Source organism: Burkholderia sp. PAMC 26561 (genome assembly GCF_001557535.2).
Classification (GTDB): Bacteria; Pseudomonadota; Gammaproteobacteria; order Burkholderiales; family Burkholderiaceae; genus Caballeronia.
On the sequence record NZ_CP014306.1, the window covers coordinates 219,405 to 241,658 of the forward strand.

Genomic DNA, 22,254 nt, shown 5'->3' on the forward strand with positions numbered 1-22,254 from the left:
CCCAAAACTATAGCGGCTTTGTCTTTTCGAGTCAAACACTTATCCTTCGGGTTGCGGCCCGGCCGCTCGAATCCATCACTTTCTTGTTTATAGCCGACTTTTTCATGCCCGATGTCTCAAACAAGCCGCGCCTCGTCCTTGCGTCGAGTTCGCGCTACCGCCGGGAATTGCTCGAACGCCTGCGCATTCCGTTCGATGTGATTTCGCCCGATATCGACGAAACGCCGCTGCAGGGAGAAACGCCCGAAGCCACGGCCCTGCGGCTTTCGGTGGCAAAAGCGCAGGCCGCTGCGGCGCGCGTGACGCATGCATGCGGCGCGCTCGTGATCGGCTCGGACCAGGTCGCGACCTGCGACGGCCAGCAGATCGGCAAGCCCGGCACGCACGAAAACGCCCGCGCGCAACTCCGGTCGATGCGCGGCAAGAACGTCGATTTCCACAGCGCGCTCTGCCTCTTCGACAGCCGCACAGGCCACGTCCAATCCGCCGATATCGTCACCCGCGTGCTTTTTCGCGACCTGCCGGACGAGGAAATCGAAGCGTATCTCCTGGCCGAAACGCCTTATGACGTGGCGGGAAGCGCGAAAGCGGAGGGATTGGGCATCACGCTCGTCGATGCCATTCATTCCGACGATCCCACCGCGCTCATCGGTTTGCCGTTGATTACGTTGTCGAAGATGCTGCGCGCCGCCGGATTTCCTTATGCGGGGGCAGCATGAGCGGTGTTCTGTATCTGATTCCCAATACCCTCGGCGACGGCGACAGCGCCGCCTTGGCCGACGTCCTGCCTGAACCCGTGCGGGCGCGGGCGGCGGTGTTGCAGTATTACATTGGCGAAAACGCGAAAACCACGCGCGCCTTCCTGAAAAAAGTCGGCACTGAGCGCCCGATCCAGGAAATCGAGATTCGCGAACTGAACGTCAACACGCCACCAGGCGAAGTCGACAAATTGCTCAAGCCCATACTCGCCGGCACCGACGCGGGGCTGGTTTCCGAAGCCGGTTGCCCGGCGGTCGCCGATCCAGGCGCCCTGCTCGTGCGCCGCGCGCACGAACGCGGCGTGAAAGTCGTGCCCTTCGTAGGACCGAGTTCGATTTTGCTCGCATTGATGGCATCGGGCATGAACGGCCAGAGTTTCGCGTTCAATGGCTATCTTCCTGTCGATGCCGCCGAGCGCGGCAAACGCCTGCGCGAACTCGAAGTTTTGTCGAGAAAGGCGAACCAGACGCAGATATTTATCGAGACGCCGTACCGGAACCGGGCATTGCTGGATACGTTGCTCGCGATGTGCGCGCCTTCGACGCTGGTTTGCGTCGCAGTCGACCTGACGATGCCGGAGGAAACCATCATCACGCGCACGGTTTCCGAGTGGAAAAAGAAAGCCGCGCCAGAGTTGCACAAACGGCCGGCGATTTTCCTGCTGCTGGGCGCGTAAAAAGCATGAAAAAAACCGCTCGCCTGAATGTTCAGGGCGAGCGGTTTTTCCTTCTGCGCCGAAAACTACTTCAACTGCATCTTGCCGCCCATCATCAACGCGCTCATCGACGCATTTCCGACCGCCGCGCCAAACTTACGTGCAACGCGCTCGCCAATGCTCTCTTTTTGCGTGTAATCAACAAGATCCGGCTGTTTCACGATTTCACGTGCGACGTAATCCGCGTCGCCGAAACCATCGGCGAGACCGAGCTCGACGCTCTTCTGCCCCGTCCAGAACATGCCCGAGAACAGATCGGGATTGTCTTTCAGGCGCGCGCCGCGGCCTTTTTTGACGGCATCGATAAATTGCGCGTGGATCTGGTCCAGCATTTCCTGCGCGTGGGCATCCATTCCCGGCGTTTCCGGCGAGAACGGATCGAATGCGCCCTTGTTCGCACCCGATGTATGCAAGCGGCGCTCAACGCCAAGCTTGCTCATCAGGCCCGTAAAGCCGAAACCGTCCATCAGCACGCCGATCGAACCGACGATGCTCGCTTTATCGACGAAAATCTTGTCCGCCGCGGCGGCGGCGTAATAACCGCCCGATGCGCACATGTCGTTCACGACCACATATAGCGGCTTGGACGGATATTTCGTGCGCAAGCGCGTGATCTCACGATTGATGATGCCCGCCTGCACCGGACTGCCGCCCGGGCTATTGCAGCGAAGGATCACGGCCGCAGTGGCGTCGTCTTCGAACGCGCTATCGAGCGCGGCATTCACGTTGTCCGCGCTGGCGTCACTGTTGGCGGAAATTTCGCCCTCCAGCTCCACGAGCGCCGTGTGACGCGCTGTTTTCGATACCTTGTCGCCGGTGAAATCGAATAAACGCCAGACTGCGACGGCCAGGATGGCAAGGAAAACGAAACGGAAAAAGATGCGCCAGCGGCGCGCCGAGCGCTGTTCGCTAATGGCCGCGAGCGCGATGCGTTCGAGCGCGGCGCGCTCCCAGTTTTCGCCTTTTGGCACGACGGTAGACGCGGGACGCGCCGGGTCGGAAGGTTCGGTGCGAATGTGATCGGACATGCGTCGCCTGGTTGACAGATTAAAGATTGAATCGGGAGTTTGGGTTCAAGCGGGACGCAGATCGGGGTCGGGAAGCCAGAAAACGGCGCGGCCGTCCGGCGTGTCGCGCTCCTCGGTTTCGACCTTCCGCAAACGCGCGCCGCGGCACGGGCCGCCGACGCACTTCCCCGTATCCGGCTCATAGATCGCGCCGTGGGTGGCGCACATCAAGTATAAGCCGGAGCTCTCGAAGAACTTGCCTTCGGACCAGTCCAGCTCCATGGGCACGTGCGCGCACTGGTTGAGGTAGCCGAAGGGCTTGCCGTCGTAGCGGACGAAAAACACAGTCGCTTCGCCGCTTTTACCAACCGCGTTGCGACGAACGCCGTCGCCGCCATCGACCAGTTCGTCCGATGCACACACGCGCACAGCTTCGGCCGCCGCTCCGGTCATGCGTTTTCCCGCAGCCAGTCGCCGAGCGCGGTCACGTTTTCGGCCACGAACAGGGGCTCGAGCGCATGCAGCGACTTGGCCGGATGCGCGCCATACGTCACGCCGACCGATGCCGCACCCGCGTTCTTCGCCATCTGCAGGTCGTGCGTGGTGTCGCCGATCATCACCGTGCGGTTCACGTCCTGGCCGAGTTCACGGGTCAGCTCGTGCAGCATCGCGGGATGGGGCTTGGAGAAGGTTTCATCGGCGCAGCGGGTGCCATCGAAAAGGCTCGTCAGGCGCGACTGGTCGAGCGCCCGGTTCAATCCCACACGGCTTTTGCCCGTGGCGACCGCCAGCAGATAGCCTTCATCGCGCAGGTTTTGCAGCATCTGCCGCACGCCCGCGAAGAGCTCGGTCTGCTCGCCCTTGATCAGGTAATGAAAGCGATACCGCTCAGCCAGCTTCGGATAATCGACGGGATCGAGCGTGGGCGCCGCGATCTGCAACGCGTCGCGCAGGCCGAGACCGATCACGTAGCTGGCGGCTTCATCGGCGGGAACGGGCAGGCCCAGGTCGCGGCATGCGGCCTGGATGCTGCGCGTGATGTGCGCCGTGGAGTCCATCAGGGTGCCGTCCCAGTCGAAGACAATCAGGTCGAATTGCTGACGCGCCATTTACTGTGTCTCTCTGGAAGATTGTTTGAGTTGTTCGATAAACCGTTTGCATTCGGCCGGCAGCGGCGCCTCGACCTGCAATGTCTCGCCCGTCGACGGATGCACGAGTTTCAGCCGGAAAGCGTGCAGGAACATGCGTTTGAGCGACGGATCGGCGTTCGGGCGGACGAGATTCTTGTTCAGCGCAAAGTCGCCGTATTTGGCGTCGCCGGCGATCGGCAAGCCGATGTGCGCCATGTGCACCCGGATCTGGTGCGTGCGGCCGGTTTTCAGTTCGGCCTCGACCCACGCGTATTCGTCAAAACGTTCGATCAGGTTGAAAACCGTGTGCGATGCCAGTCCGTCGTCCTGAACCCGCACGCGGCGCTCGCCCTCGGGCGTCAGATATTTGTGCAAGGATTCTTTCACGATCCTTCGACGTCCCCAGCCCGCCAGCCAGTCGCCGTGACCGACGGCCTGATAGCGTTTGTCGATCTTGTTTTCGCGCATCTGTTCGTGCAGGTTCACGAGCGCCGAGCGCTTCTTCGCGAGCATCAGCACGCCGGACGTCTCGCGATCCAGCCGATGCACCAGCTCAAGGAACTTTGCCTGCGGACGCGCGTTGCGCAATTGTTCGATCACACCGAAGGCTACGCCGCTGCCACCGTGAACAGCGACACCGGCGGGTTTGTCGATGACGATCAGATGATCGTCTTCAAACAGTATGGGGAATTCGGCCGCGGGCGCATTGGAAGAAACGGGTGTCTCGTCCATTTGAGCGGTCCGGATAGGCGGCACGCGCACCAGGTCGCCCATTTCCAGCCGATATGCCGCGTCGATGCGCCCTTTGTTCACACGAACTTCACCGCTACGCAAAATCCGGTAAATGTGACTTTTCGGCACGCCTTTGCAGACGCGAAGTAGAAAATTATCGATGCGCTGACCCGCCGCATTTTCGTCGATCTCGATCATCGAGACCTGTTCGCTTGCGACCTTTTTATGGGATGTTTTGCCTAACTCATTCATTCTGAATATAATTTGCGGACAGTCTGGAAAAAGCCACTAAGCTGGCCGGATGTCTCAGACTGTACAGGTGCAAGCGGATAACCGTTATTTTACTTGCGCCCAGGGCCAGTTGCTCACCCGGAAAACGGAGTAACGAGTTGCACGCACGGCGATATCGCGCGGCAGGGACGGTGCCCACAGGCGCGTTCGGTCGAGTCGATCGCCGACACGGTAACGGATTTTTGGCGATCAAGAATTTTATCGGCGTGAGTTGATGAAGGCCGATTTTTATTCGGCTTATTTCCGGATTCGACCCCGGGTATCAGGCAGGTATCGAGACGATATTGGGCGGGTACCAGGTATTGGGTGAACGGAACATCGGCTCTTTGCCGTAGCGAAGAAAACAAGGGTCTGCTGCAAGCTGCGCTGAAACGGGCGAAGCGTGGCGGACATTGTCATAAGGTGAGACACCCAACGCGGTTATCGGGCGCTTCGAGCGCCTGAGAAGCCACAACGGCAGTCTGCCGCAGTTTTGAAGAAAGCCTGGCGGTTTTGCTGGATTGCGCTGCTTGTACATTTTGTTGCGCAGAAAACGCCGGCTGGGAAAAGACTGCTGCAGGATGCATCCGGCTGCTGCTGGCTGCGCTGCCGGCTCCTCGATTCGTTTGAAGGACGTCGAGCCGCAGTGCTGTGCCGCTTAAGCCGACAGCCGTCGAATCACGGCGTGTCAAACCTGTTCGCATGTGCCCAGGGCTTTCTGCCTGTCGCGACGCATCTCGTCGCACATTGGTGGCAAAGCCCGCTCCAGGCAATTCTCCGAGCCAGAACTCCCGCTCCAGCGTGCTTTGTGACAACAAACACATAAGCGCGGCGCGCCCGCCCTCCTGCTTCACGCGACTGACAAACGCGCGAATTCGCTCGACGGGGGCCGGCAGAGCCGCTCTGGAGCCGTCCAATGAAACGCATGCTGTTTAACGCGACGCAGCAAGAAGAATTGCGCGTCGCTATCGTCGATGGGCAAAAACTCATCGACATCGACATTGAAACCGCCGGGCGCGAACAGCGCAAAGGCAACATCTACAAGGGAGTCGTCACCCGCATCGAGCCGTCGCTCGAAGCCTGTTTTGTGAACTACGGCGAAGACCGCCATGGTTTCCTGCCGTTCAAGGAAGTTGCCCGCCAGTACTTCAAGGACGGCGTGGACATGCGCTCCGCGCGCATCCAGGACGCGCTGCGCGAAGGCCAGGAACTGATCGTCCAGGTCGAGAAGGAAGAGCGCGGCAACAAGGGCGCGGCCCTGACCACGTTCATTTCGCTCGCCGGACGTTACCTTGTCCTGATGCCGAACAACCCGCGTGGCGGTGGTGTATCGCGCCGGATCGAGGGCGACGAACGCCAGGAATTGCGCGAAACGATGGCCCAGCTCGACTTGCCGGAAGGCATGAGCATCATCGCGCGTACGGCAGGGATCGGCCGCTCGGCTGAAGAACTGCAGTGGGACCTGAACTACCTGATGCAATTGTGGCGCGCGGTGGAAGCGGCGTCGCAAAGCGGCGTAGCCGGCAAACCGATGCTGATTTATCTCGAATCCAGCCTCGTGATCCGCGCGATCCGCGATTACTTCCAGCCGGATATCGGCGAAATCCTGATCGATACCACCGAGATCCATGACCAGGCCAGCGCCTTCATGGACATCGTGATGCCGGATAACTTGAGCAAAGTTAAACGCTATCACGACGACGTACCCCTCTTCTCCCGTTTCCAGATCGAACACCAGATCGAGACCGCGTATTCGCGCACGGTGCCGTTGCCTTCGGGCGGCGCGATCGTGATCGACCACACGGAAGCGCTGGTTGCCATCGACGTGAACTCGGCTCGCTCGACCAAGGGCGCGGACATCGAGGAAACGGCGACACGCACGAACCTCGAAGCTGCCGACGAAGTCGCGCGCCAGTTGCGCCTGCGCGATCTGGGCGGCTTGATCGTGATCGACTTTATCGATATGGAGTCGGCCAAGAGCCAGCGCGAAGTCGAGCAGCGCCTGAAAGACGCGTTGAAGCACGATCGTGCGCGCGTACAAATGGGCAAGATTTCCCGCTTCGGTTTGATGGAACTGTCGCGTCAGCGCCTGCGTCCGGCGTTGTCCGAAGGCAGCCACGTGACCTGCCCGCGTTGTAACGGCACGGGCCATATCCGTGACACCGAATCGTCCGCGCTGCAAGTGCTGCGGATCATTCAGGAAGAAGCAATGAAGGAAAACACCGCGGCAATTCATTGCCAGGTGCCGGTGGAAGTCACCGCTTTCCTGCTGAACGAAAAGCGTTCGGAAATCAACAAGATCGAGTCGCGTTTCAAGGTCAACGTCGTGTTGATCCCGAACAAGCATCTCGAAACGCCGCACTACAAGCTGGAACGCCTGCGTCACGACGATACACGTCTGGACGAGCCGCGTGCATCGTGGAAGATGGCCGAGGAAGCCGCGCACGAACTGGAATCCGAAACGGGTTACAGCAAGCGCACCGAGGAAGTGAAGCCCAAGCAGGAAGCGATGGTCAAGGGCATCACGCCAGCTTCTCCCGCGCCTAGCGCGCCGGTGAAGGTCGCGGCGGCTCCGGTCGCGGCACCCGCGCCGGTGGCGGCATCGACTGGCGGGTTCATCGGCTGGTTGAAGAACCTGTTTGGCGTGCAGCCGGAAGTGAAGCCGGCGCCGGCGCCAGTCGTCACGCCCGCGCCGGTACGTCCGGCCCGCGGCGATCGGCCGGAACGGTCGGGACAAGGGGGTGACCGGAACCGCAATCGCCGGGGTGGCACCGGATCGCGTGACAGCGCAGCGGCTGTTGCAGGTACGGCAGCAGCCACGCCAGGTACGGCGGGCGGCCGTCAAAACCCGCGCCGCGAGGAACGGGAACCGAAGGAAGCACGCGAACCGCGTGAACCACGTGAAGGCCGTGAGGGTCGCGAACCGCGCGAGCCAAGGGAACCGCGTGGTGGCCGTGAAGGCCGCGAGCCGCGTGAGGCACGCGAAGGCCGCGAGCCGCGCGAACAGCGTGAGCCACGCGAGCCGCGCGAATCGCGCGACAACCGCGAACGTACGGAAGCCGCCGATCGAGGTGAGCGTCGTGACCGTGGCGATCGTCCGGAGCGCGGTGAACGCAAGAAGCCTCAGCCGGAAGCTGCTGTCGAAGCATTGACGCAAGGCGAAACGGTCGTGTCGGAGTTGACGGAAAACACGCAAGCAGGCCAGGAATCCCAGCAAAACGGCAACGCCGACGCATTGCAGGCCGATCAGGCGAGCGCAGCGCGTGAAGGTGAAGAGCGCCGCCGTCGCCGTCGTGGCCGTCGTGGTGGACGCCGCGATCGTGAAGAAGAAGGCGTGACGGTGAATCAGGCTGCGGATATCGCGGAAGGCGAAGGCACGGCTGAAAGCACCGATCCGGAACGCGCTCAAGCCGGCGTATTCGATACCGATGGCGACGACACGCGCGAGTTCGCGCCTGCCGCAGCCACACCGGTTCAAGCAACCCCGGCGGCTGTCACGGTCGAGCCGGTTGCCGCTGCCGCGGTCGCCGTGACGGAATTGCCGGAGCCGGTTCGCGCCGTGCCGGTCGAAACGGTCGCGCCGGTTTCCATCCCTGCCGCGCAGCCAGTTGCAGAATCGATCGAAGCGAAGCACGCCGAAGCCGAAGGGTTCGTGGTGCAGCACGAGGCGCATGAAGTTCACACGCCGCATGCTGAAACGCCGGCGATCACCGTGTTCGAGAAGCCGGCAGCACCGCGGCCCGTCGAAAACCCGTTTGGCCCGACGCCGAAGGTAGCGGAAGAAAAGCCGGCGAGTCCTTTCATCGATACCCCGAAGGCAGAGGAACCGGTCGTAGCTCAGGCCGCGCCTGAAGCCGCACCGCAAGCCGCTGAAACGCTTGCCCAGCCTGCCGAGCCGCTGAAAACGGCGGCTGTTGCGGCTGCGCCGGAATCGGAAATGGTATCTGCGATTGCGCCGCCCGTGCCCGTGGTGGCGGAAGCGTCTGCACCGGTCGTATCCGAGCCGGTGAAGGCCTTTGAAGCGGTGGAAACCGCTGCGCCCGCCCCGGTTGCTCCGGCGCCCGCGGTTGCCCCGGTCGCGCTGAAGGAAGAAGCCCTCAAGCCGATGCTGGATACGGCGGGTCTCGTCTGGGTGAACACCGACGCCGACAAGCTCCGCGCTGCGCGCGAAGCCGCGGATCAGGTCGAAGCGCCGACACGCGTCGTGCGGGAGCGCAAGCGCCTGCCGCCGCTCGACGCCGCGCCGATGCAGCAAGTGGAAACGGGTAAGGACGCATAAGCGTCCGACGTTTCGATAAAAGCGCCACATGACTCAGGTCTGTGGCGCTTTTTTATTTCTGCGCGTGCAAAAACCCCATAAAGCACAGCGGCGGACTACTGCTGATCCGCCCTTCCGCTAAAATGGATCGTTGAAAGTTGACAGTAGCCCCGCTGCTGCTTGCGAGAAATAAAACGATCATGTCCCGACGCATCATTCCCGTCACCGATATCACCGCGATCCCGGCCTTCCCGGGAGCCGTGGCGACGCCGACCGGATTGCTTACTGACAGGCTGTCACGCGACTTGCGCGATCTGCGCATCTCGGTGACCGATCGTTGCAATTTCCGTTGCGTGTACTGCATGCCGCGCGAAGTCTTCGATAAAAACTACGAATTCCTGCCGCACAGCGCGCTGCTGTCCTTCGAGGAAATCGAACGGCTGGCGCGGCTGTTTGTCGCCCATGGGGTGGAAAAAATCCGGCTGACCGGCGGCGAACCGCTGCTGCGAAAGAACATCGAATTCCTGATTGAGCGGCTGGCGCTTTTGCGTACGCCCGAAGGCCGGCCGCTCGACATTACGCTCACCACCAACGGTTCTATCCTCGCCCGCAAAGCCAGGTCGCTCAAGGACGCGGGTTTGACCCGTGTCACGGTGAGCCTCGACGCGCTCGACGACGCGTTGTTCCGCCGCATGAACGACGCGGATTTTGCCGTCGCCGATGTGCTCGATGGCATCGAAGCCGCGCATGCAGTCGGCCTGGCACCGCTGAAGGTGAACATGGTCGTCAAGCACGGAACAAATGACGCGGAAATCGTGCCGATGGCGCGCCATTTCAAGGGCAGCGGCACGGTGCTGCGGTTCATCGAGTATATGGACGTGGGCGCGTCGAATGGCTGGAACATGAACGAAGTGCTGCCATCGGCAGATGTTGTTGCGCGCATTGCCGAGCATTTTCCGTTGCAACCGCTCGAAGCCCACAACGACGCAGAAACCGCTCAACGATGGGGTTACCGGGACGGAAGCGGCGAGATCGGCGTGATCTCCAGCGTGACCCGCGCCTTTTGCGGGACGTGCACACGGGCGAGGTTATCGACGGAAGGCAAGCTGTACTTGTGCCTTTTCGCGACGTCCGGACACGATCTGCGCGCGCTGATTCGCAGCGGCGCGAGCGACGCAGCCGTCGCCACCGCCATAGCCCGGATCTGGGAAGCGCGCACCGACCGCTACTCGGAGCTGCGCGGCAGCAATTCCCTGCCGGCCCCGGACCCGGACGCCCGGCGCGTCGAAATGTCGTACATAGGCGGATGACATGACCGAGCCGTCCCGAGATGCCCTTTCGAAGCACGACATCACGGGCGTGGTACTCGCCGGTGGACGCGGGTCACGCATGGGCGGCGTGGATAAAGGCCTGCAGCCGCTGAATCTCGAACCGCTCGCGCTGCACGCGCTGCGCCGGCTCACGCCGCAATGCGGCGCCATGCTCATCAGCGCAAATCGCAGCCTCGAAATCTATGCGCAACTCGGCATGCCGTTCCGGGCCAAGGTCATCGTCGATGCATTCCCCGACTTCCCCGGCCCGCTCGCGGGCATGTCGGCGGCGTTGCACGAGGCGCAGACCGACTTCGTGCTGTTCGCGCCCTGCGATGCACCTTTCGTCGATCCTCATCTGGCCGACCGGCTGTCGGAGAAACTGGTTGCCGACAGTGCGGACATCGCCATCGCGACTGTCACGGATTCGGGCGGCGATCGCCATCTGCACCCCGTGTTCGCGCTCCTGAGAACGTCGCTGGCCGACGATCTCGACACGTACATTCGCGCCGGCGAACGTAAAGTTCGCGCGTGGTACGCGCGCCACAAGGCGGTAGAAGTGACCTTCACCGACGAGCGTGCGTTTTACAATGTCAACGATCTGCAGCAGCTAGCCGACCTGGAGCGCAACTAAGCGCCGGTTCGTTTCAGTTTGCTGCGAGCCACCGGCTTGCCAGAGGTCGCGGAAACACCGGCGCATCTCAACACGTCTGCCTCTTCATCCATCCACCCGCGGGCTTTGCGTCGCGATTCCGCGCTGTTTTACCCATCGATGAACACACCCAGGCACTTTTCGAGCTGCGTCGCCGAGTACGATCCGAACGCGCTGCCCGTCAGCGCGGCGCAAGACATCGTGCGTCAGTGGGCGTTGCCGCGCGGCTCCGTCGAAGTCGAGCGCGTGCGTCTTTTCGATGCGCTGGATCGTGTGCTGGCCAAGGACGTGATTTCACCCATCAACGTCCCCTCGCACGATAACTCCGCCATGGACGGCTACGCCTTCGATGGCGCAGTGCTGGCGGACGCCGGTCTCGAAGGGCGGATTCAGTTGACCGTTGCCGGGAAGGCGCTCGCTGGACAACCGTTCGAAGGCCGCCCGCTTGCCGCCCAATGCGTGCGGATCATGACGGGCGCGCTGCTTCCGCCCGGCTGCGATACGGTGATTGCGCAGGAACTCGTGCAACGCGCGGGAGACATGGTCGCGTTCGGCACGGCGGGAATCGGGCGCGGCGTGAACCGGCGCCTTGCGGGGGAAGATCTTGCAGAAGGTCAACCGGCGTTGCGTGCAGGACGGATCGTGCGGGCATCGGATATTGGGTTGCTGGCTTCATTGGGTATCGCTGAAGTTACCGTGCAGCGCCGTTTGCGCGTCGCGTTTTTTTCCACCGGCGACGAGTTGCGCTCTGTCGGCGAAACGCTTGAACCGGGTTCCATCTACGATAGCAACCGCTACACGCTTTACGCGATGCTGCGCCGGATGAACGTCGAGCCCGTCGATCTGGGCATTGTCCGTGACGACCGGGCATCGCTTGAAGAAGCCCTGCGACGCGCGACCCGCGAAGCCGACGTCGTCATCAGTTCCGGCGGCGTGTCAGTGGGCGATGCCGACTTCACACGCGACCTGATGAACACACTCGGCGACGTCGCATTCTGGAAAATCGCGATGCGCCCTGGCCGGCCACTCGCGTTCGGTCGGCTATGGTCGGGCGCGCGTGCCGGCGAGGGCGAATCAGCGTTGTTCTTCGGCTTGCCCGGCAACCCGGTCGCGGTCATGGCGACGTTTTATTTCATCGTGCGGGAAGCGCTGCTCGCCATGTCGGGCGCGGCGCGGCACGCGTTGCCGATGGTATCGGCGATCAGCACGAATCCGCTATCCAAACGTGCCGGCCGCACGGAATTCCAGCGCGGTATTGCAGAGCGCGACAAAGCCGGGCGCTGGCGCGTGGTAACGACCGGGCCGCAAGGCTCGGGAGTGCTGAGTTCAATGAGCGAAGCCAATTGCTTCATTGTCCTCGAGCACGAGGCAGGAGATATCGATGCAGGAGACAGCGTCGATATCCTGCCATTCGACGGCCTGATTTAGTTTCACAGGCTCTTCGACAACCTGCTTCAAGAATCCGGACTGCAACGCCGTCATCCCGTATGCGGCCAACGCCTGGGTTCGAATGCACTGCACTACGACTGACGGGGTTTTCCTTCATGAAAAAACAGATTTCGTTCATCGCACCGGGACAAACCGCCAAAGCGCTGATTCTCGTGTACCTCACATTCAGCGTGCCGATCGTGTTGCTCGGCGTGCTGGTCGCGTTCTTCCGATACGGCTCCGTAGAACTCAGCACCGTGACAAGCGCACTGTTGCTGAACGCGATCCTGGGATTCATCCTGTTGTGGATTGCGTGTCACGCGTACAACTGGGTGGCGTCGCGGTTCGGCGGCATCGAGATCGTGTTGTCCGATGCACCGGAAGAAGCATGATGAGCGCCGCAATCCGTAGCGCCACTCCGCAAGATGTCAGCGCGATCTTCGGGCTCATGCTGGAACTGGCCGAGTTTGAAAAGCTGACGCATTTGTTCGTTGGGACTGAGTCCGGCCTCACCGATGCCCTGTTCGGCGACAAGCCCGCAGCGGAAGCCATGGTCGCGGAAGAAGACGGGGTGATCGTGGGTTATGCCCTCTTCTTCCAGAACTACTCCACGTTCCTTGGCAAGCGCGGGCTTTATCTGGAAGACCTGTATATCAAACCTGGCATTCGCGGCAGCGGACTTGGCACGAAGATGCTGCGCGCGCTCGCGGCGATTGCGGTGGAGCGTCAGTGCGGCCGCTTCGAATGGACCGTGCTCGACTGGAACCAGAACGCCATCGGTTTCTACGAGAAGATGGGCGCGACCGTGTTGCCGGACTGGCGCATCGTGCGGATCACCGGCGACGCGCTGGCCACCCTCGCCTCGCCTTCTGCCTCGCCTTCTGCCTCGGCGAATGCCCCGGTAAATTAAGCTTCCGGTTCCTCGCGATCATCCGCTTCATGCCCGAGCAGGCAGGCCGCCTGCTCGCCCGGCAACGCTTCTACATCGCGCAGTTTCTTGCTCATCTGACGGGTGCGCGTTTCCGCTGATTCAATCGATCGCGTCACCGCCTCAAGCTGCGAGCGCGTCTTCGAGAGCACTTCCCCGAACTTCCTGAATTCCGTTTTTACCGCGCCGAGCACTTGCCAGACCTCACTGGAACGCTGCTCGATCGCGAGCGTCCGGAAGCCCATTTGCAGGCTGTTGAGCAAAGCGGTCAGCGTGGTCGGGCCCGTCACACTCACGCGATATTCACGCTGCAAGAAATCCGTCAACCCCGGACGGCGCAAGATCTCCGCGTACAAACCTTCAGTAGGCAGGAACAACAACGCAAAGTCCGTGGTGTGCGGCGGCGCGACATACTTCTGCGCGATGGTCTTCGCCTCAGCGCGAATCCGGCCTTCGAGGGCGCGCGATGCCTCTTCCACCGCGACTGGATCTCCGCGATCCTGCGCATCGATCAGACGCTCGTAATCCTCGCGCGGAAATTTCGCATCGATGGGAAGCCATACCGGCGTCGCCACCGCGTTCGCGCCGCTCTGGCCGGGGGCGTCGTGTCGGCCGGGCAGCTTGATCGCGAACTCCACGCGGTCGTTGCTCTTTGGAATGGTCGCGACATTCTTCGCGTACTGGTCCGGCGTCAGGAGTTGTTCGAGCAGCGACTCGAGTTGCACTTCGCCCCATGTCCCCCGTGTCTTGACGTTGGTCAGCACTTTCTTCAAGTCGCCGACGCCCGCCGCCAGTGTCTGCATTTCCCCCAATCCGCGATGCACCTGTTCAAGTCTGTCTGACACCAGCTTGAACGATTCGCCAAGCCGCTGTTCCAGCGTGGCATGGAGTTTTTCATCGACGGTGCGGCGCATTTCTTCGAGCTTCGCCGCGTTGTTCGCTTCGATGTCCTTCAGCCGCGCTTCAAGCGTCATGCGCACCTCGCTCAGACGGCGGTCGTTCGATTCCGACATCTGTGCGAGTTGCAGCGTGAGGGTATCGCCGAAACGCTTGAGCGCCTGACTTTGTTCGTCGCGCGCGTGCTGGCTTTGCTGGACGTTGCTTTCCGTCAAGGCAAGCAACTGCCGCGAGAACGCCTCGAGTTGCGCGTTCTGCACGTTCGACATGCTTGCAAGTTGCGTCGCAAGCGTCTGCTGGAACTGAGCGAACGCGCCGCCCGCTTCCGTACGCGATGCGCGGGACGTCTCCACCACCTCGCCCCGCACATTGCGTTCGAGCCGCTCCTGGGCGCGTGCGTGGGCTTCGCCCATATCGATAACCCGGTCAGTGAGTGCGTCGAACTGTTCTTCGATATCCGTCTCGCGCTTGGGCCGCAGCAACAGAATCAGCACGATCACCAGCGTGATCGCAAGGACCGCGACCGCAGCGCTCAACAGCAACAACATTGTCATTTCTTCAGTACTTCCGGATTGATCGGGTTCGGCGGCTTACCGGCGCGGGGACCTTCGCCTAATGCAGCGATGAGGTTGTCGGCAGCGAGATTCGCCATTGCGCGGCGTGTGGATTCGGTCGCGCTTGCAATATGCGGCGTCAGTACGACGTTCGACAAACCCAGGAAATCGCGATTGAAATTCGGCTCGCCTTCGAAGACATCGAGGCCCGCTGCAGCGATGGTCTTGTTGCGCAGCGCTTCGATCAACGCAGCGTCATCGACGATTCCGCCTCGCGCGATATTGGTCAGCGTTGCCGTGGGTTTCATGCTCGCGAGTTCCGCCGCGCCGATGGTGTGATGGTTTTCGGCGGTGTACGGCAGCACCAGTACAACGTGATCGGCCTGTTTGAGCAAGTCAGCCTTCGATGCGTATTCGGCATTCAACTCCGACTCGATCGCCGGCGCGACACGCGAACGGTTGTGATAGATCACGCGCATGTTGAACCCGCGCGCACGCCGGGCCAGCGCTTGTCCGATGCGGCCCATGCCGATCACGCCCAGCGTCGAGCCGTAGACGTCCGCGCCGAGAAACGCATCGTACGACCACGTGCCCCATTTGCCCGCGCGCAGGAAATGCTCGGATTCCGTGATGCGACGTGCAGCCGCCATCATGAGCGACCAGCCAAAGTCAGCGGTGCTCTCGTTCAGCACGTCAGGCGTGTTCGTGCCGAGCACGCCGTGGGCGTTGAGCGCCTGCATGTCGAAGTTGTTATAGCCGACGGCCATGTTCGACACGACCTTCAAATTCGGTGCGCCTTCAAGCACCTTGGCCGTGACAGGATCGCCCGCGAGCAACGCGCCATCGCGATCGGCCATGCGGCGCGCGAATTCGTCGGCGGGAAGCGGCGCGCCGGGATTGGCATCGACTTCAAAATACTGTCGCAGGCGTTCGATCACGTCCGGGAAGATGGGGCGGGCAACCAGCACTTTCTTCATCGACTTCTCCTTAAAAGAACAACCATCCGGTAAGCAGGTACAGGGGCAACAAGATGACCGATGACCAGCCCAGGTAACCGAAGAAACTGGGCATCACAACGCCGCGAGATTCGGCGATCGCCTTGACCATGAAATTGGGCGCGTTGCCTATGTAACTGTTCGCACCCATGAAAACGGCACCCGCGGAGATGGCGGCGAGCGTGGTGGCGCCGGTCGTCATCAAGGCCTGTGCGTCGCCGCCGGCGAGGTTGAAGAACACGAGGTAGGTAGGCGCGTTATCGAGAAACGATGACAACAGCCCCGTCGCCCAGAAGTAAGCAATGTCGATGGGCTTGCCGCTCGAGTCGGTGACGAGATGCACGATGCCAGCAAACGCGCCATCCGCGCCGGCGCGCAGAATAATGATCACCGGTGCAATGGTGATGAAGATGGCGGCGAACAGCTTCGCGACTTCTTCGATAGGCGCCCAGTTGAACGCGTTGCCCTCCCGCGCGCTCTTCGGCGTGAGCTTCAGTGACAGCAACATCACGACGATCAGCAATACGTCGCGCACCAGGTTCTGCAACGCTACGTGCGTGCCGAATACATCGAATTCGATACCCGGTTTCCACAAGCCGCTCATCAGGACCAGCACGACAACTGCCGCCAGAAGAACGAAATTGATTTTCCCGTCGATGCTCAGCGGCGTCTTTTCAGCGGTCTCCGGCAGCACGTCTTCCTTCGCGAAATAATACCGGTCGAGCGCATAAAAGAGCGCGAGCAGGATGGCGCAGATAAACAGCGTCGGCTTCGCGAGATGCACGGTGGTCCAGAAGAAGCTGACGCCGTTCAAGAAGCCGAGGAACAAGGGCGGATCACCGAGAGGTGAAAGCGAACCGCCTGCATTGGCAACGAGAAAAATGAAGAACACCACCCGATGCACACGGTGCTTGCGCTCTTCATTTGCGCGCAGCAACGGGCGGATCAGCAGCATTGCTGCGCCCGTGGTTCCCATGATGCTGGCGAGGAAGGTGCCGAGCGCGAGCAGTCCGGTGTTCAACCGGGGCGAACCGCGCAGGTCGCCATTCAGGCATATTCCGCCGGCGACGGTGAAGAGCGCCGTGAGCAGAATGATGAACGGGATATATTCTTCCAGCATCGCGTGGACGAAGGTCGCGAAGGCGGAGTTCGCTCCGAAACCAATGGCAAACGGTACGAGAAAGGCAATCGCCCACGCTGCCGATATCTTGCCGTAATGACTGTGCCAGGCATGCGGCGCGACCAGCGGCGCAATGGCGATGGACAGCAGGATGCCCGCGAACGGCAGCGCCCAGAGCGGCGACAACGCGGCGCCATCGAGCGTCGCCGCGGAGGCATCAAGCGGCAGTGCCGCGAGCGCGAGGACCAGCATCAACCAGCGCATATCCCAACTGCGCCGCCCGCGTGATTTCCAGCATGCGGGCGATGGTTTCATGGGTGGGTCCTCGTTGGCAGGTGCGTCGATCAAGGACTTGATTATAACGAGCAGCCCTGCCGCACGACCCTAGACCGAATGGCTAACGCTAAGCCGGGTTGCGTCCGGACGCACGCCCACGAGTTACAGTTCTCCTACCGGCTTGACGATATCGAAAACCTGGCGCAGGTACGCAAGATAAGCCTGGTCTTCGCACATGTTCTTGCCGGGAGAATCGGAGAGCTTGGCGACCGGCTGCCCATTGCAGCGAACCATCTTGATGACGATCTGCAAAGGCTGGTAACCCAGGTCGTTGGTGAGATTCGTGCCCACGCCGAACGCGAGCTGGCAACGGCCGCGAAAGCGTACGTAGAGCTGCAGTACTTTGGGAATGTCGAGCGCGTCCGAGAAAACCAGCACCTTGGTTCGCGGGTCGCATCGGTTCTGCTCGTAGTGACGGATCAGGCGCTCGCCCCAGTCGAACGGATCGCCGGAGTCGTGACGGGCGCCGTCGAAGAGCTTGCAGAAGTACATGTCGAAGTCGTTGAGAAACGCCTTCATGCCGTAGACGTCGGAGAGCGCAATGCCCAGATCACCTCTATATTCCTTGGCCCACATCTCGAAGCCGAAGACCTGCGAATCGCGCAGCCGCGGACCGAGCGCCTGGCAAGCCTGCAAGTACTCGTGCGCCATCGTGCCCAGGGGACGAAGGCCGTGCTTCATTGCGTAATAGACGTTGCTCGTGCCGGTGAACTGCTCGCCCAAACCTTCCTTCAGCTTGAGGATGACTTCTTCGTGCCACTTGCCGGAGAACCGGCGGCGCGTGCCATAGTCGGCGATCTTGCACTCGGATACCTCAGGGCTGCCGCCAAGCAACTCGATCTTGTCGCGCAGACGGTCGCGGCCGGTTTCGAAAGTCGGATCGCGCTGCGTGTTGCGGAAATAAACTTCGTTGACAATCGCGAGAACGGGAATCTCGAACAGGATGGTGTGCAGCCAGGGGCCGACAATATCGATGTCGATCTCGCCGTTGTTTTTCGCCGACGGCTTGATCGTCACCCGCTTTTCGTTGAGGTGAAAGAGCGCGAGGAAGTCGATGAAATCGCTCTTGATGAAGCGCATCCGCCGGAGGTATTCGAGCTCTTCTTCGGTGAAACGCAACTGGCAGAGCGCGCGCACTTCCTCGCGAATTTCCTCGATGTACGGAACGAGATCGACACCTTGCGTACGGCATCGGAACTTGTATTCCGCATGCGCTGCCGGGAAGTGATGCAGGACGACCTGCATCATGGTGAACTTGTAGAGATCGGTATCGAGCAGCGAATGGATGATCATGGTTCCAGACGAACGGCTAGTACAACGGATAGAACCGCCAGGCAAAATCCCGCGGGCAAACGCAAACGGAGGGTCTGTAAGGACACGGTCTGTACGGACACGGTCCGACGGAACGCACTGACCAGGCACTGGCTGGTCTGCCCCGGCGGCCTCGAAGAGCATGTTACCCGAAGTGCAAAGCCTGAGCCCCGTGCGCCATGGCGTCGAATCATTTGCCGCACCTTGCGGCAGGCCCGCATACGCCCATAAACAAATCACTAAAGGATATAAGGCCTTCTGGAACGGGGTCGCGCTGAGTTTTACCGGTACGCTACAATATTGGTTTTGGCGCGCGCAATGTGCATAGCCGGGCTGCCCAGCCCAGGAAAGAGACTGAAGGTTCGAGATCGAACCCAGCGTCCGAGTTGCCTCGCCGCCCCCACGAATTTCGCATGCAGGAGCCTGAATGACTCACGTTGTGACCGAAAGCTGCATCAAGTGCCGTTACACCGATTGCGTGGACGTGTGCCCGGTGGACTGCTTCCGCGAAGGTCCCAATTTCCTCTCGATCGACCCGGACGAGTGCATCGACTGCGCTGTGTGCGTGGCTGAATGTCCGGTCAATGCGATCTATGCCGAAGAAGATGTGCCAGGTGATCAGCAGCACTTCATCGAACTGAACGCGGATCTTTCGCGCGCATGGCCAAGTATCACCAAGACCAAGGCACCGCTGCCGGAAGCCGACGATTTCAAGGACGTAAAAGAGAAGCTCGAACTGCTCGAACGTTGATACATAAGCGGCGGTTTGTCGCTCTGTTTAACGCACTCTTTGTTGGTAGGTAAGTTTTTAAATCGAGATGAACGCAGGGTGTTGACAGGCTAGAATCCCCTCCATATAATCTCGTTTCTCTGCTGCAGATGTTCCCCGATAGCTCAGTTGGTAGAGCGCCGGACTGTTAATCCGTAGGTCCCTGGTTCGAGCCCAGGTCGGGGAGCCAAAAAGGTTCCAGACAAAAAGCCCAATCGAAAGATTGGGCTTTTTGCGTTTAGCGCTATGGAATGCACTGCCATAGCGATTTCGCGAAGTAAGTTGCCACTGCTCATGTTTCAAGAACGAAATGCGACCTCTAGGGCATGTCAACCGGGAAACTGCCTCTTCTTTCCTGATGAGTTTGGTATATACATTTGATATATCTCATCAAGAGGGGAAGGTTATAAATACTGCTAAAGTATTTTTAGTCTGTCCGATCACAGACCGTGCGCTTGCCCAAGGAGTTCCGACTGGACGTGGATGAAGTGCGTGTGCGGCGCCACGGCAACGCGATCATCCTCGAACCGATCGCCAATGATTGGTCATGGCTCGAATTGATCGTCGGCCCCGTCGACGAAGGCTTTATCCAGGCATCAACTGAGCAGCCGACCGAACAGGACCGCCCAGATCTGGATTTCTTTAAGTGAACCACTTGCTCGACACGAACGCCGTCATTGCGCTCATGAAGGGAAATAGCGGATTTCTCGCTCGGCTGCGACAGCATCGACCGCGCGATTTCGCCATCTCATCCATCGTCGCACAAGAACTATATTACGGCGCATACAAGAGCCAGAACGCCGCCGAGAACTTGAAGCGTGTTGAGGCGTTGCAATTCGAAGTTCTCGACTTCGATACTGAAGATGCCCGGCACGCAGGGGAAGTGCGCGTGGAACTCGCATTGGCCGGAACTCCAAGTGGACCGTATGACGCTCTCATCGCGGGACAGGCCCTTGCCCGCGCACTCACACTTGTCACTCGAAATACCCGGGAGTTCCGTCGCGTGAGCAAGCTGAACGTTGAGGACTGGGAAAGCTAGGAGACCCAGCGCACCTCATCCAATCTTTAAAATTGGCGGTCGTCAGACAACGGTATAATGTCCGCTTGAATATATCGCCCGACCGACTCAAGGAGCGTTTCTGATGGCCGAACCCCTCGCATCCGTCGCGACACCCCGACGTGCCCGCAACCTGGCGGAGAGCGTGTTCGACTACGTGATCGAACAGATCGAATCTGCCGCCCTGAAACCTGGCGACAAACTGCCGACCGAAGCCAAGCTGATGATCACGCTCGGCGTAAGCCGGACAGTCGTGCGCGAAGGCATTTCGCGATTGCAGGCAAACGAGGTCATCGAAACGCGGCACGGCATTGGAAGTTTCGTGCTGGAACCGCGGCGCGAAAAGCTTGGTATCGACATGGTGCCGGCCACCACCCTGCGCGATGTTCTTTCAGTGCTCGAACTGCGCATCAGTCTTGAGACGGAATGCGCCGGTCTGGCCGCGCAGCGTGCGCAGCCCGAAGACCTCGTGCGCATGCGCGCCGCACTCGATGCAATCGAAGCCACCAGCCGCAATGGCAATGACAGCGTCGCGGCCGACCTCCAGTTCCACATCGCGCTTGCCCGGGCAACGGGCAACCGCTATTTCGTCGATATCCTGACGCAAATGGGCACGGCGCTGATTCCGCGAAACCGCATCGATTCAGCGGGTATCGCGAAGGCAGATCCGAAGGCGTACATGTCGCTGGTGAATCTCGAACATGAGAGCATTCTGGAAGCGATTGTCCGGCGCGACGCCGAAAGCGCCCGCGCCGCCATGCGCATGCATTTGTCGAATAGCCGGGAACGCTTGCGGCGCGCCAACCAGGCAGCCGATGTGACCGCCTGACCCACCAAGCTCACTTGCCTCGCTTGGAATTTTCAACGAGCGCAGGCAAACTCATCTTGTCTGACGTCATACTTTGATGGATACTATGTACGCCCGGCGGCACCAAATACAGCCTGTAAGGTGTCGCCACTATTATATGATCTGGGGGTTAATACCCATACTATCGCCAATCTGATCGATCTTAGAATGTCATCAGACAACGTATGTCGATTAATCTCGTAGCTGCTGGCCGCCTGGAAAAACCAACTCACGACCGAACATGACGACACCTCAAGAACTCAAGAAAATCGTTTCCGAAGGCCTGCTGTCTTTCCCGCTGACCGACTTCGATGAACAAGGTGACTTCCGCGCCGACACTTACGCCGAGCGTCTCGAATGGCTGGCGCCTTACGGCGCAACGGCGCTGTTCGCGGCCGGCGGCACGGGCGAGTTCTTTTCGCTCACGCAAACCGACTATTCGAACGTGATCCGCACGGCGACGGAAACCTGCAAGGGCAAGGTGCCGATCCTGGCCGGCGCCGGTGGCCCAACGCGCGTTGCCATTGCTTATGCGCAGGAAGCCGAGCGGCTGGGCGCGAACGGCATCTTGCTGATGCCGCATTACCTGACGGAAGCGAGCCAGGAAGGGATTGCCGCGCACGTCGAACAGGTGTGCAAGGCGGTGAAAAACATCGGCGTGATCGTCTATAACCGCGCGAATTCCAAGCTGAACGCTGACATGCTCGAGCGTCTCGCCGATTCCTGCCCGAATCTGATCGGCTTCAAGGATGGCGTGGGCGAGATCGAAAACATGGTGACGATCCGTCGTCGCCTGGGTGATCGCTTTTCGTATCTCGGTGGCTTGCCGACCGCCGAAGTCTATGCCGAAGCGTATAAGGCGCTGGGCGTGCCAGTGTACTCATCGGCGGTATTCAACTTCATTCCGAAGACGGCGATGGAGTTTTATCGCGCGGTGTCATCGCAGGATCATGTGAAGACCGGCCGTTTGCTCGACGAATTCTTCATGCCGTATCTCGCGATCCGCAATCGCAAGGCCGGCTATGCAGTGAGCATTGTGAAGGCGGGCGCGAAGCTGATCGGCCGTAGCGCCGGTCCGGTGCGTGCGCCGTTGACCGATCTGACCGAAGACGAAATGGCGCAGCTCGATGTGCTGATCAAGAAGCTCGGCTCGCAGTAATCGTTTCAGGGCAGGCCGAT

At 60.6% G+C, this 22,254-nt stretch carries 22 protein-coding genes and 1 tRNA gene; 14 read left to right on the top strand and 9 right to left on the bottom strand.

Annotation, left to right across the window (positions count from 1 at the left end; translation table 11 throughout):
* Positions 1-104 precede the first annotated feature (104 nt).
* Both AXG89_RS01110 and AXG89_RS01115 read left to right on the top strand, forming a co-directional pair.
* On the top strand, positions 105-719 hold the full coding sequence (locus tag AXG89_RS01110; RefSeq protein WP_062167249.1) for a Maf-like protein: 615 nt from the start codon (positions 105-107) through the stop codon (positions 717-719).
* Positions 716-1,435: an SAM-dependent methyltransferase gene (locus tag AXG89_RS01115; protein ID WP_062167251.1), complete on the top strand. Its 720-nt coding sequence runs from the start codon at positions 716-718 to the stop codon at positions 1,433-1,435. Before AXG89_RS01110 ends, AXG89_RS01115 begins: the two co-directional genes overlap by 4 nt.
* Before the next feature lie 65 nt (positions 1,436-1,500).
* Here AXG89_RS01115 and AXG89_RS01120 read toward each other — a convergent pair whose 3' ends face one another.
* The 5 genes from AXG89_RS01120 to AXG89_RS41935 all read right to left on the bottom strand — a co-directional run bounded on the left by AXG89_RS01120 (position 1,501) and on the right by AXG89_RS41935 (position 5,530).
* The gene (locus AXG89_RS01120) at positions 1,501-2,502 is read right to left on the bottom strand and encodes a S49 family peptidase (RefSeq protein ID WP_062167253.1); all 1,002 of its coding nucleotides are present in this window, start codon (positions 2,500-2,502) and stop codon (positions 1,501-1,503) included.
* 45 nt (positions 2,503-2,547) lie between these two features.
* Positions 2,548-2,934 (bottom strand): Rieske (2Fe-2S) protein, encoded by a 387-nt coding sequence (locus tag AXG89_RS01125; protein WP_062167255.1) that lies wholly within the window; start codon positions 2,932-2,934, stop codon positions 2,548-2,550.
* Positions 2,931-3,590 carry an HAD-IIIA family hydrolase gene (locus AXG89_RS01130; RefSeq protein ID WP_062167257.1) on the bottom strand — a complete coding sequence of 220 codons (660 nt, stop codon included), beginning with the start codon at positions 3,588-3,590 and terminating at the stop codon, positions 2,931-2,933. The genes AXG89_RS01125 and AXG89_RS01130 overlap by 4 nt, the downstream gene beginning before the upstream one ends.
* The gene (locus AXG89_RS01135) at positions 3,591-4,595 is read right to left on the bottom strand and encodes an RluA family pseudouridine synthase (RefSeq protein WP_062167259.1); all 1,005 of its coding nucleotides are present in this window, start codon (positions 4,593-4,595) and stop codon (positions 3,591-3,593) included.
* Positions 4,596-5,029: 434 nt separating this feature from the next.
* Positions 5,030-5,530, bottom strand: a complete 501-nt coding sequence (locus tag AXG89_RS41935) for a hypothetical protein (protein WP_162915989.1) — start codon at positions 5,528-5,530, stop codon at positions 5,030-5,032.
* Between AXG89_RS41935 and AXG89_RS01140 the strand changes: the two genes are divergently transcribed.
* From AXG89_RS01140 to AXG89_RS01165, 6 genes are all read left to right on the top strand, one after another.
* A complete protein-coding gene (locus tag AXG89_RS01140) occupies positions 5,530-8,892 on the top strand; it encodes an Rne/Rng family ribonuclease (RefSeq protein ID WP_062167261.1) in 3,363 nt (1,120 codons plus the stop codon). The two genes, AXG89_RS41935 and AXG89_RS01140, sit on opposite strands and share 1 nt — an antisense overlap.
* A gap of 179 nt (positions 8,893-9,071) precedes the next feature.
* Positions 9,072-10,181 carry a GTP 3',8-cyclase MoaA gene (gene moaA / locus AXG89_RS01145; protein ID WP_062167263.1) on the top strand — a complete coding sequence of 370 codons (1,110 nt, stop codon included), beginning with the start codon at positions 9,072-9,074 and terminating at the stop codon, positions 10,179-10,181.
* 1 nt (position 10,182) lies between these two features.
* Positions 10,183-10,815, top strand: coding sequence for a molybdenum cofactor guanylyltransferase MobA (mobA, locus tag AXG89_RS01150; protein WP_062167265.1), 633 nt, complete (start codon positions 10,183-10,185; stop codon positions 10,813-10,815).
* Positions 10,816-10,953: 138 nt separating this feature from the next.
* Positions 10,954-12,261 carry a molybdopterin molybdotransferase MoeA gene (gene moeA / locus AXG89_RS01155; protein WP_061999963.1) on the top strand — a complete coding sequence of 436 codons (1,308 nt, stop codon included), beginning with the start codon at positions 10,954-10,956 and terminating at the stop codon, positions 12,259-12,261.
* 116 nt (positions 12,262-12,377) lie between these two features.
* Positions 12,378-12,653: a hypothetical protein gene (locus AXG89_RS01160; RefSeq protein ID WP_031363462.1), complete on the top strand. Its 276-nt coding sequence runs from the start codon at positions 12,378-12,380 to the stop codon at positions 12,651-12,653.
* Positions 12,653-13,171 (top strand): GNAT family N-acetyltransferase, encoded by a 519-nt coding sequence (locus AXG89_RS01165; RefSeq protein ID WP_062170176.1) that lies wholly within the window; start codon positions 12,653-12,655, stop codon positions 13,169-13,171. The genes AXG89_RS01160 and AXG89_RS01165 overlap by 1 nt, the downstream gene beginning before the upstream one ends.
* Here AXG89_RS01165 and AXG89_RS01170 read toward each other — a convergent pair.
* The 4 genes from AXG89_RS01170 to pncB form a co-directional block, all read right to left on the bottom strand.
* Entirely contained in the window at positions 13,168-14,634 is a 1,467-nt protein-coding gene (locus AXG89_RS01170; RefSeq protein WP_062167267.1) for a DNA recombination protein RmuC, read from the bottom strand. The genes AXG89_RS01165 and AXG89_RS01170 overlap by 4 nt on opposite strands.
* A 2-nt stretch (positions 14,635-14,636) precedes the next feature.
* Positions 14,637-15,617 (bottom strand): 2-hydroxyacid dehydrogenase, encoded by a 981-nt coding sequence (locus AXG89_RS01175; protein ID WP_062167269.1) that lies wholly within the window; start codon positions 15,615-15,617, stop codon positions 14,637-14,639.
* 10 nt (positions 15,618-15,627) lie between these two features.
* Positions 15,628-17,019 (bottom strand): sodium:proton antiporter, encoded by a 1,392-nt coding sequence (locus tag AXG89_RS01180; RefSeq protein ID WP_062167271.1) that lies wholly within the window; start codon positions 17,017-17,019, stop codon positions 15,628-15,630.
* A gap of 174 nt (positions 17,020-17,193) precedes the next feature.
* On the bottom strand, positions 17,194-18,384 hold the full coding sequence (pncB, locus tag AXG89_RS01185; RefSeq protein WP_062167273.1) for a nicotinate phosphoribosyltransferase: 1,191 nt from the start codon (positions 18,382-18,384) through the stop codon (positions 17,194-17,196).
* Positions 18,385-18,829: 445 nt separating this feature from the next.
* Here pncB and fdxA point away from each other — a divergent pair, with 445 nt between their 5' ends.
* The 6 genes from fdxA to kdgD all read left to right on the top strand — a co-directional run bounded on the left by fdxA (position 18,830) and on the right by kdgD (position 22,234).
* On the top strand, positions 18,830-19,153 hold the full coding sequence (fdxA, locus tag AXG89_RS01190) for a ferredoxin FdxA (RefSeq protein ID WP_061999968.1): 324 nt from the start codon (positions 18,830-18,832) through the stop codon (positions 19,151-19,153).
* Between the two features lie 132 nt (positions 19,154-19,285).
* Positions 19,286-19,361, top strand: a tRNA-Asn gene (locus AXG89_RS01195).
* Positions 19,362-19,650: 289 nt separating this feature from the next.
* Positions 19,651-19,821, top strand: a complete 171-nt coding sequence (locus tag AXG89_RS01200; RefSeq protein ID WP_236873355.1) for an antitoxin — start codon at positions 19,651-19,653, stop codon at positions 19,819-19,821.
* A complete protein-coding gene (locus AXG89_RS01205; protein ID WP_062167277.1) occupies positions 19,818-20,210 on the top strand; it encodes a type II toxin-antitoxin system VapC family toxin in 393 nt (130 codons plus the stop codon). The genes AXG89_RS01200 and AXG89_RS01205 overlap by 4 nt, the downstream gene beginning before the upstream one ends.
* A 103-nt stretch (positions 20,211-20,313) precedes the next feature.
* On the top strand, positions 20,314-21,057 hold the full coding sequence (locus AXG89_RS01210) for a FadR/GntR family transcriptional regulator (RefSeq protein ID WP_062167279.1): 744 nt from the start codon (positions 20,314-20,316) through the stop codon (positions 21,055-21,057).
* 259 nt (positions 21,058-21,316) lie between these two features.
* Entirely contained in the window at positions 21,317-22,234 is a 918-nt protein-coding gene (kdgD, locus tag AXG89_RS01215; protein ID WP_062167281.1) for a 5-dehydro-4-deoxyglucarate dehydratase, read from the top strand.
* Positions 22,235-22,254 lie beyond the last annotated feature (20 nt).

What these genes read in the sequence shown, in the direction of transcription:
- AXG89_RS01110 (WP_062167249.1), top strand. Translation starts at nt 105, where the DNA reads ATGCCCGATGTCTCAAACAAGCCGCGCCTCGTCCTTGCGTCGAGTTCG.
- AXG89_RS01115 (WP_062167251.1), top strand. Translation starts at nt 716, where the DNA reads ATGAGCGGTGTTCTGTATCTGATTCCCAATACCCTCGGCGACGGCGAC.
- AXG89_RS01120 (WP_062167253.1), bottom strand. Translation starts at nt 2,502, where the DNA reads ATGTCCGATCACATTCGCACCGAACCTTCCGACCCGGCGCGTCCCGCG.
- AXG89_RS01125 (WP_062167255.1), bottom strand. Translation starts at nt 2,934, where the DNA reads ATGACCGGAGCGGCGGCCGAAGCTGTGCGCGTGTGTGCATCGGACGAA.
- AXG89_RS01130 (WP_062167257.1), bottom strand. Translation starts at nt 3,590, where the DNA reads ATGGCGCGTCAGCAATTCGACCTGATTGTCTTCGACTGGGACGGCACC.
- AXG89_RS01135 (WP_062167259.1), bottom strand. Translation starts at nt 4,595, where the DNA reads ATGAATGAGTTAGGCAAAACATCCCATAAAAAGGTCGCAAGCGAACAG.
- AXG89_RS01140 (WP_062167261.1), top strand. Translation starts at nt 5,530, where the DNA reads ATGAAACGCATGCTGTTTAACGCGACGCAGCAAGAAGAATTGCGCGTC.
- moaA (WP_062167263.1), top strand. Translation starts at nt 9,072, where the DNA reads ATGTCCCGACGCATCATTCCCGTCACCGATATCACCGCGATCCCGGCC.
- mobA (WP_062167265.1), top strand. Translation starts at nt 10,183, where the DNA reads ATGACCGAGCCGTCCCGAGATGCCCTTTCGAAGCACGACATCACGGGC.
- moeA (WP_061999963.1), top strand. Translation starts at nt 10,954, where the DNA reads ATGAACACACCCAGGCACTTTTCGAGCTGCGTCGCCGAGTACGATCCG.
- AXG89_RS01160 (WP_031363462.1), top strand. Translation starts at nt 12,378, where the DNA reads ATGAAAAAACAGATTTCGTTCATCGCACCGGGACAAACCGCCAAAGCG.
- AXG89_RS01165 (WP_062170176.1), top strand. Translation starts at nt 12,653, where the DNA reads ATGAGCGCCGCAATCCGTAGCGCCACTCCGCAAGATGTCAGCGCGATC.
- AXG89_RS01170 (WP_062167267.1), bottom strand. Translation starts at nt 14,634, where the DNA reads ATGTTGTTGCTGTTGAGCGCTGCGGTCGCGGTCCTTGCGATCACGCTG.
- AXG89_RS01175 (WP_062167269.1), bottom strand. Translation starts at nt 15,617, where the DNA reads ATGAAGAAAGTGCTGGTTGCCCGCCCCATCTTCCCGGACGTGATCGAA.
- AXG89_RS01180 (WP_062167271.1), bottom strand. Translation starts at nt 17,019, where the DNA reads ATGCGCTGGTTGATGCTGGTCCTCGCGCTCGCGGCACTGCCGCTTGAT.
- pncB (WP_062167273.1), bottom strand. Translation starts at nt 18,384, where the DNA reads ATGATCATCCATTCGCTGCTCGATACCGATCTCTACAAGTTCACCATG.
- fdxA (WP_061999968.1), top strand. Translation starts at nt 18,830, where the DNA reads ATGACTCACGTTGTGACCGAAAGCTGCATCAAGTGCCGTTACACCGAT.
- AXG89_RS01210 (WP_062167279.1), top strand. Translation starts at nt 20,314, where the DNA reads ATGGCCGAACCCCTCGCATCCGTCGCGACACCCCGACGTGCCCGCAAC.
- kdgD (WP_062167281.1), top strand. Translation starts at nt 21,317, where the DNA reads ATGACGACACCTCAAGAACTCAAGAAAATCGTTTCCGAAGGCCTGCTG.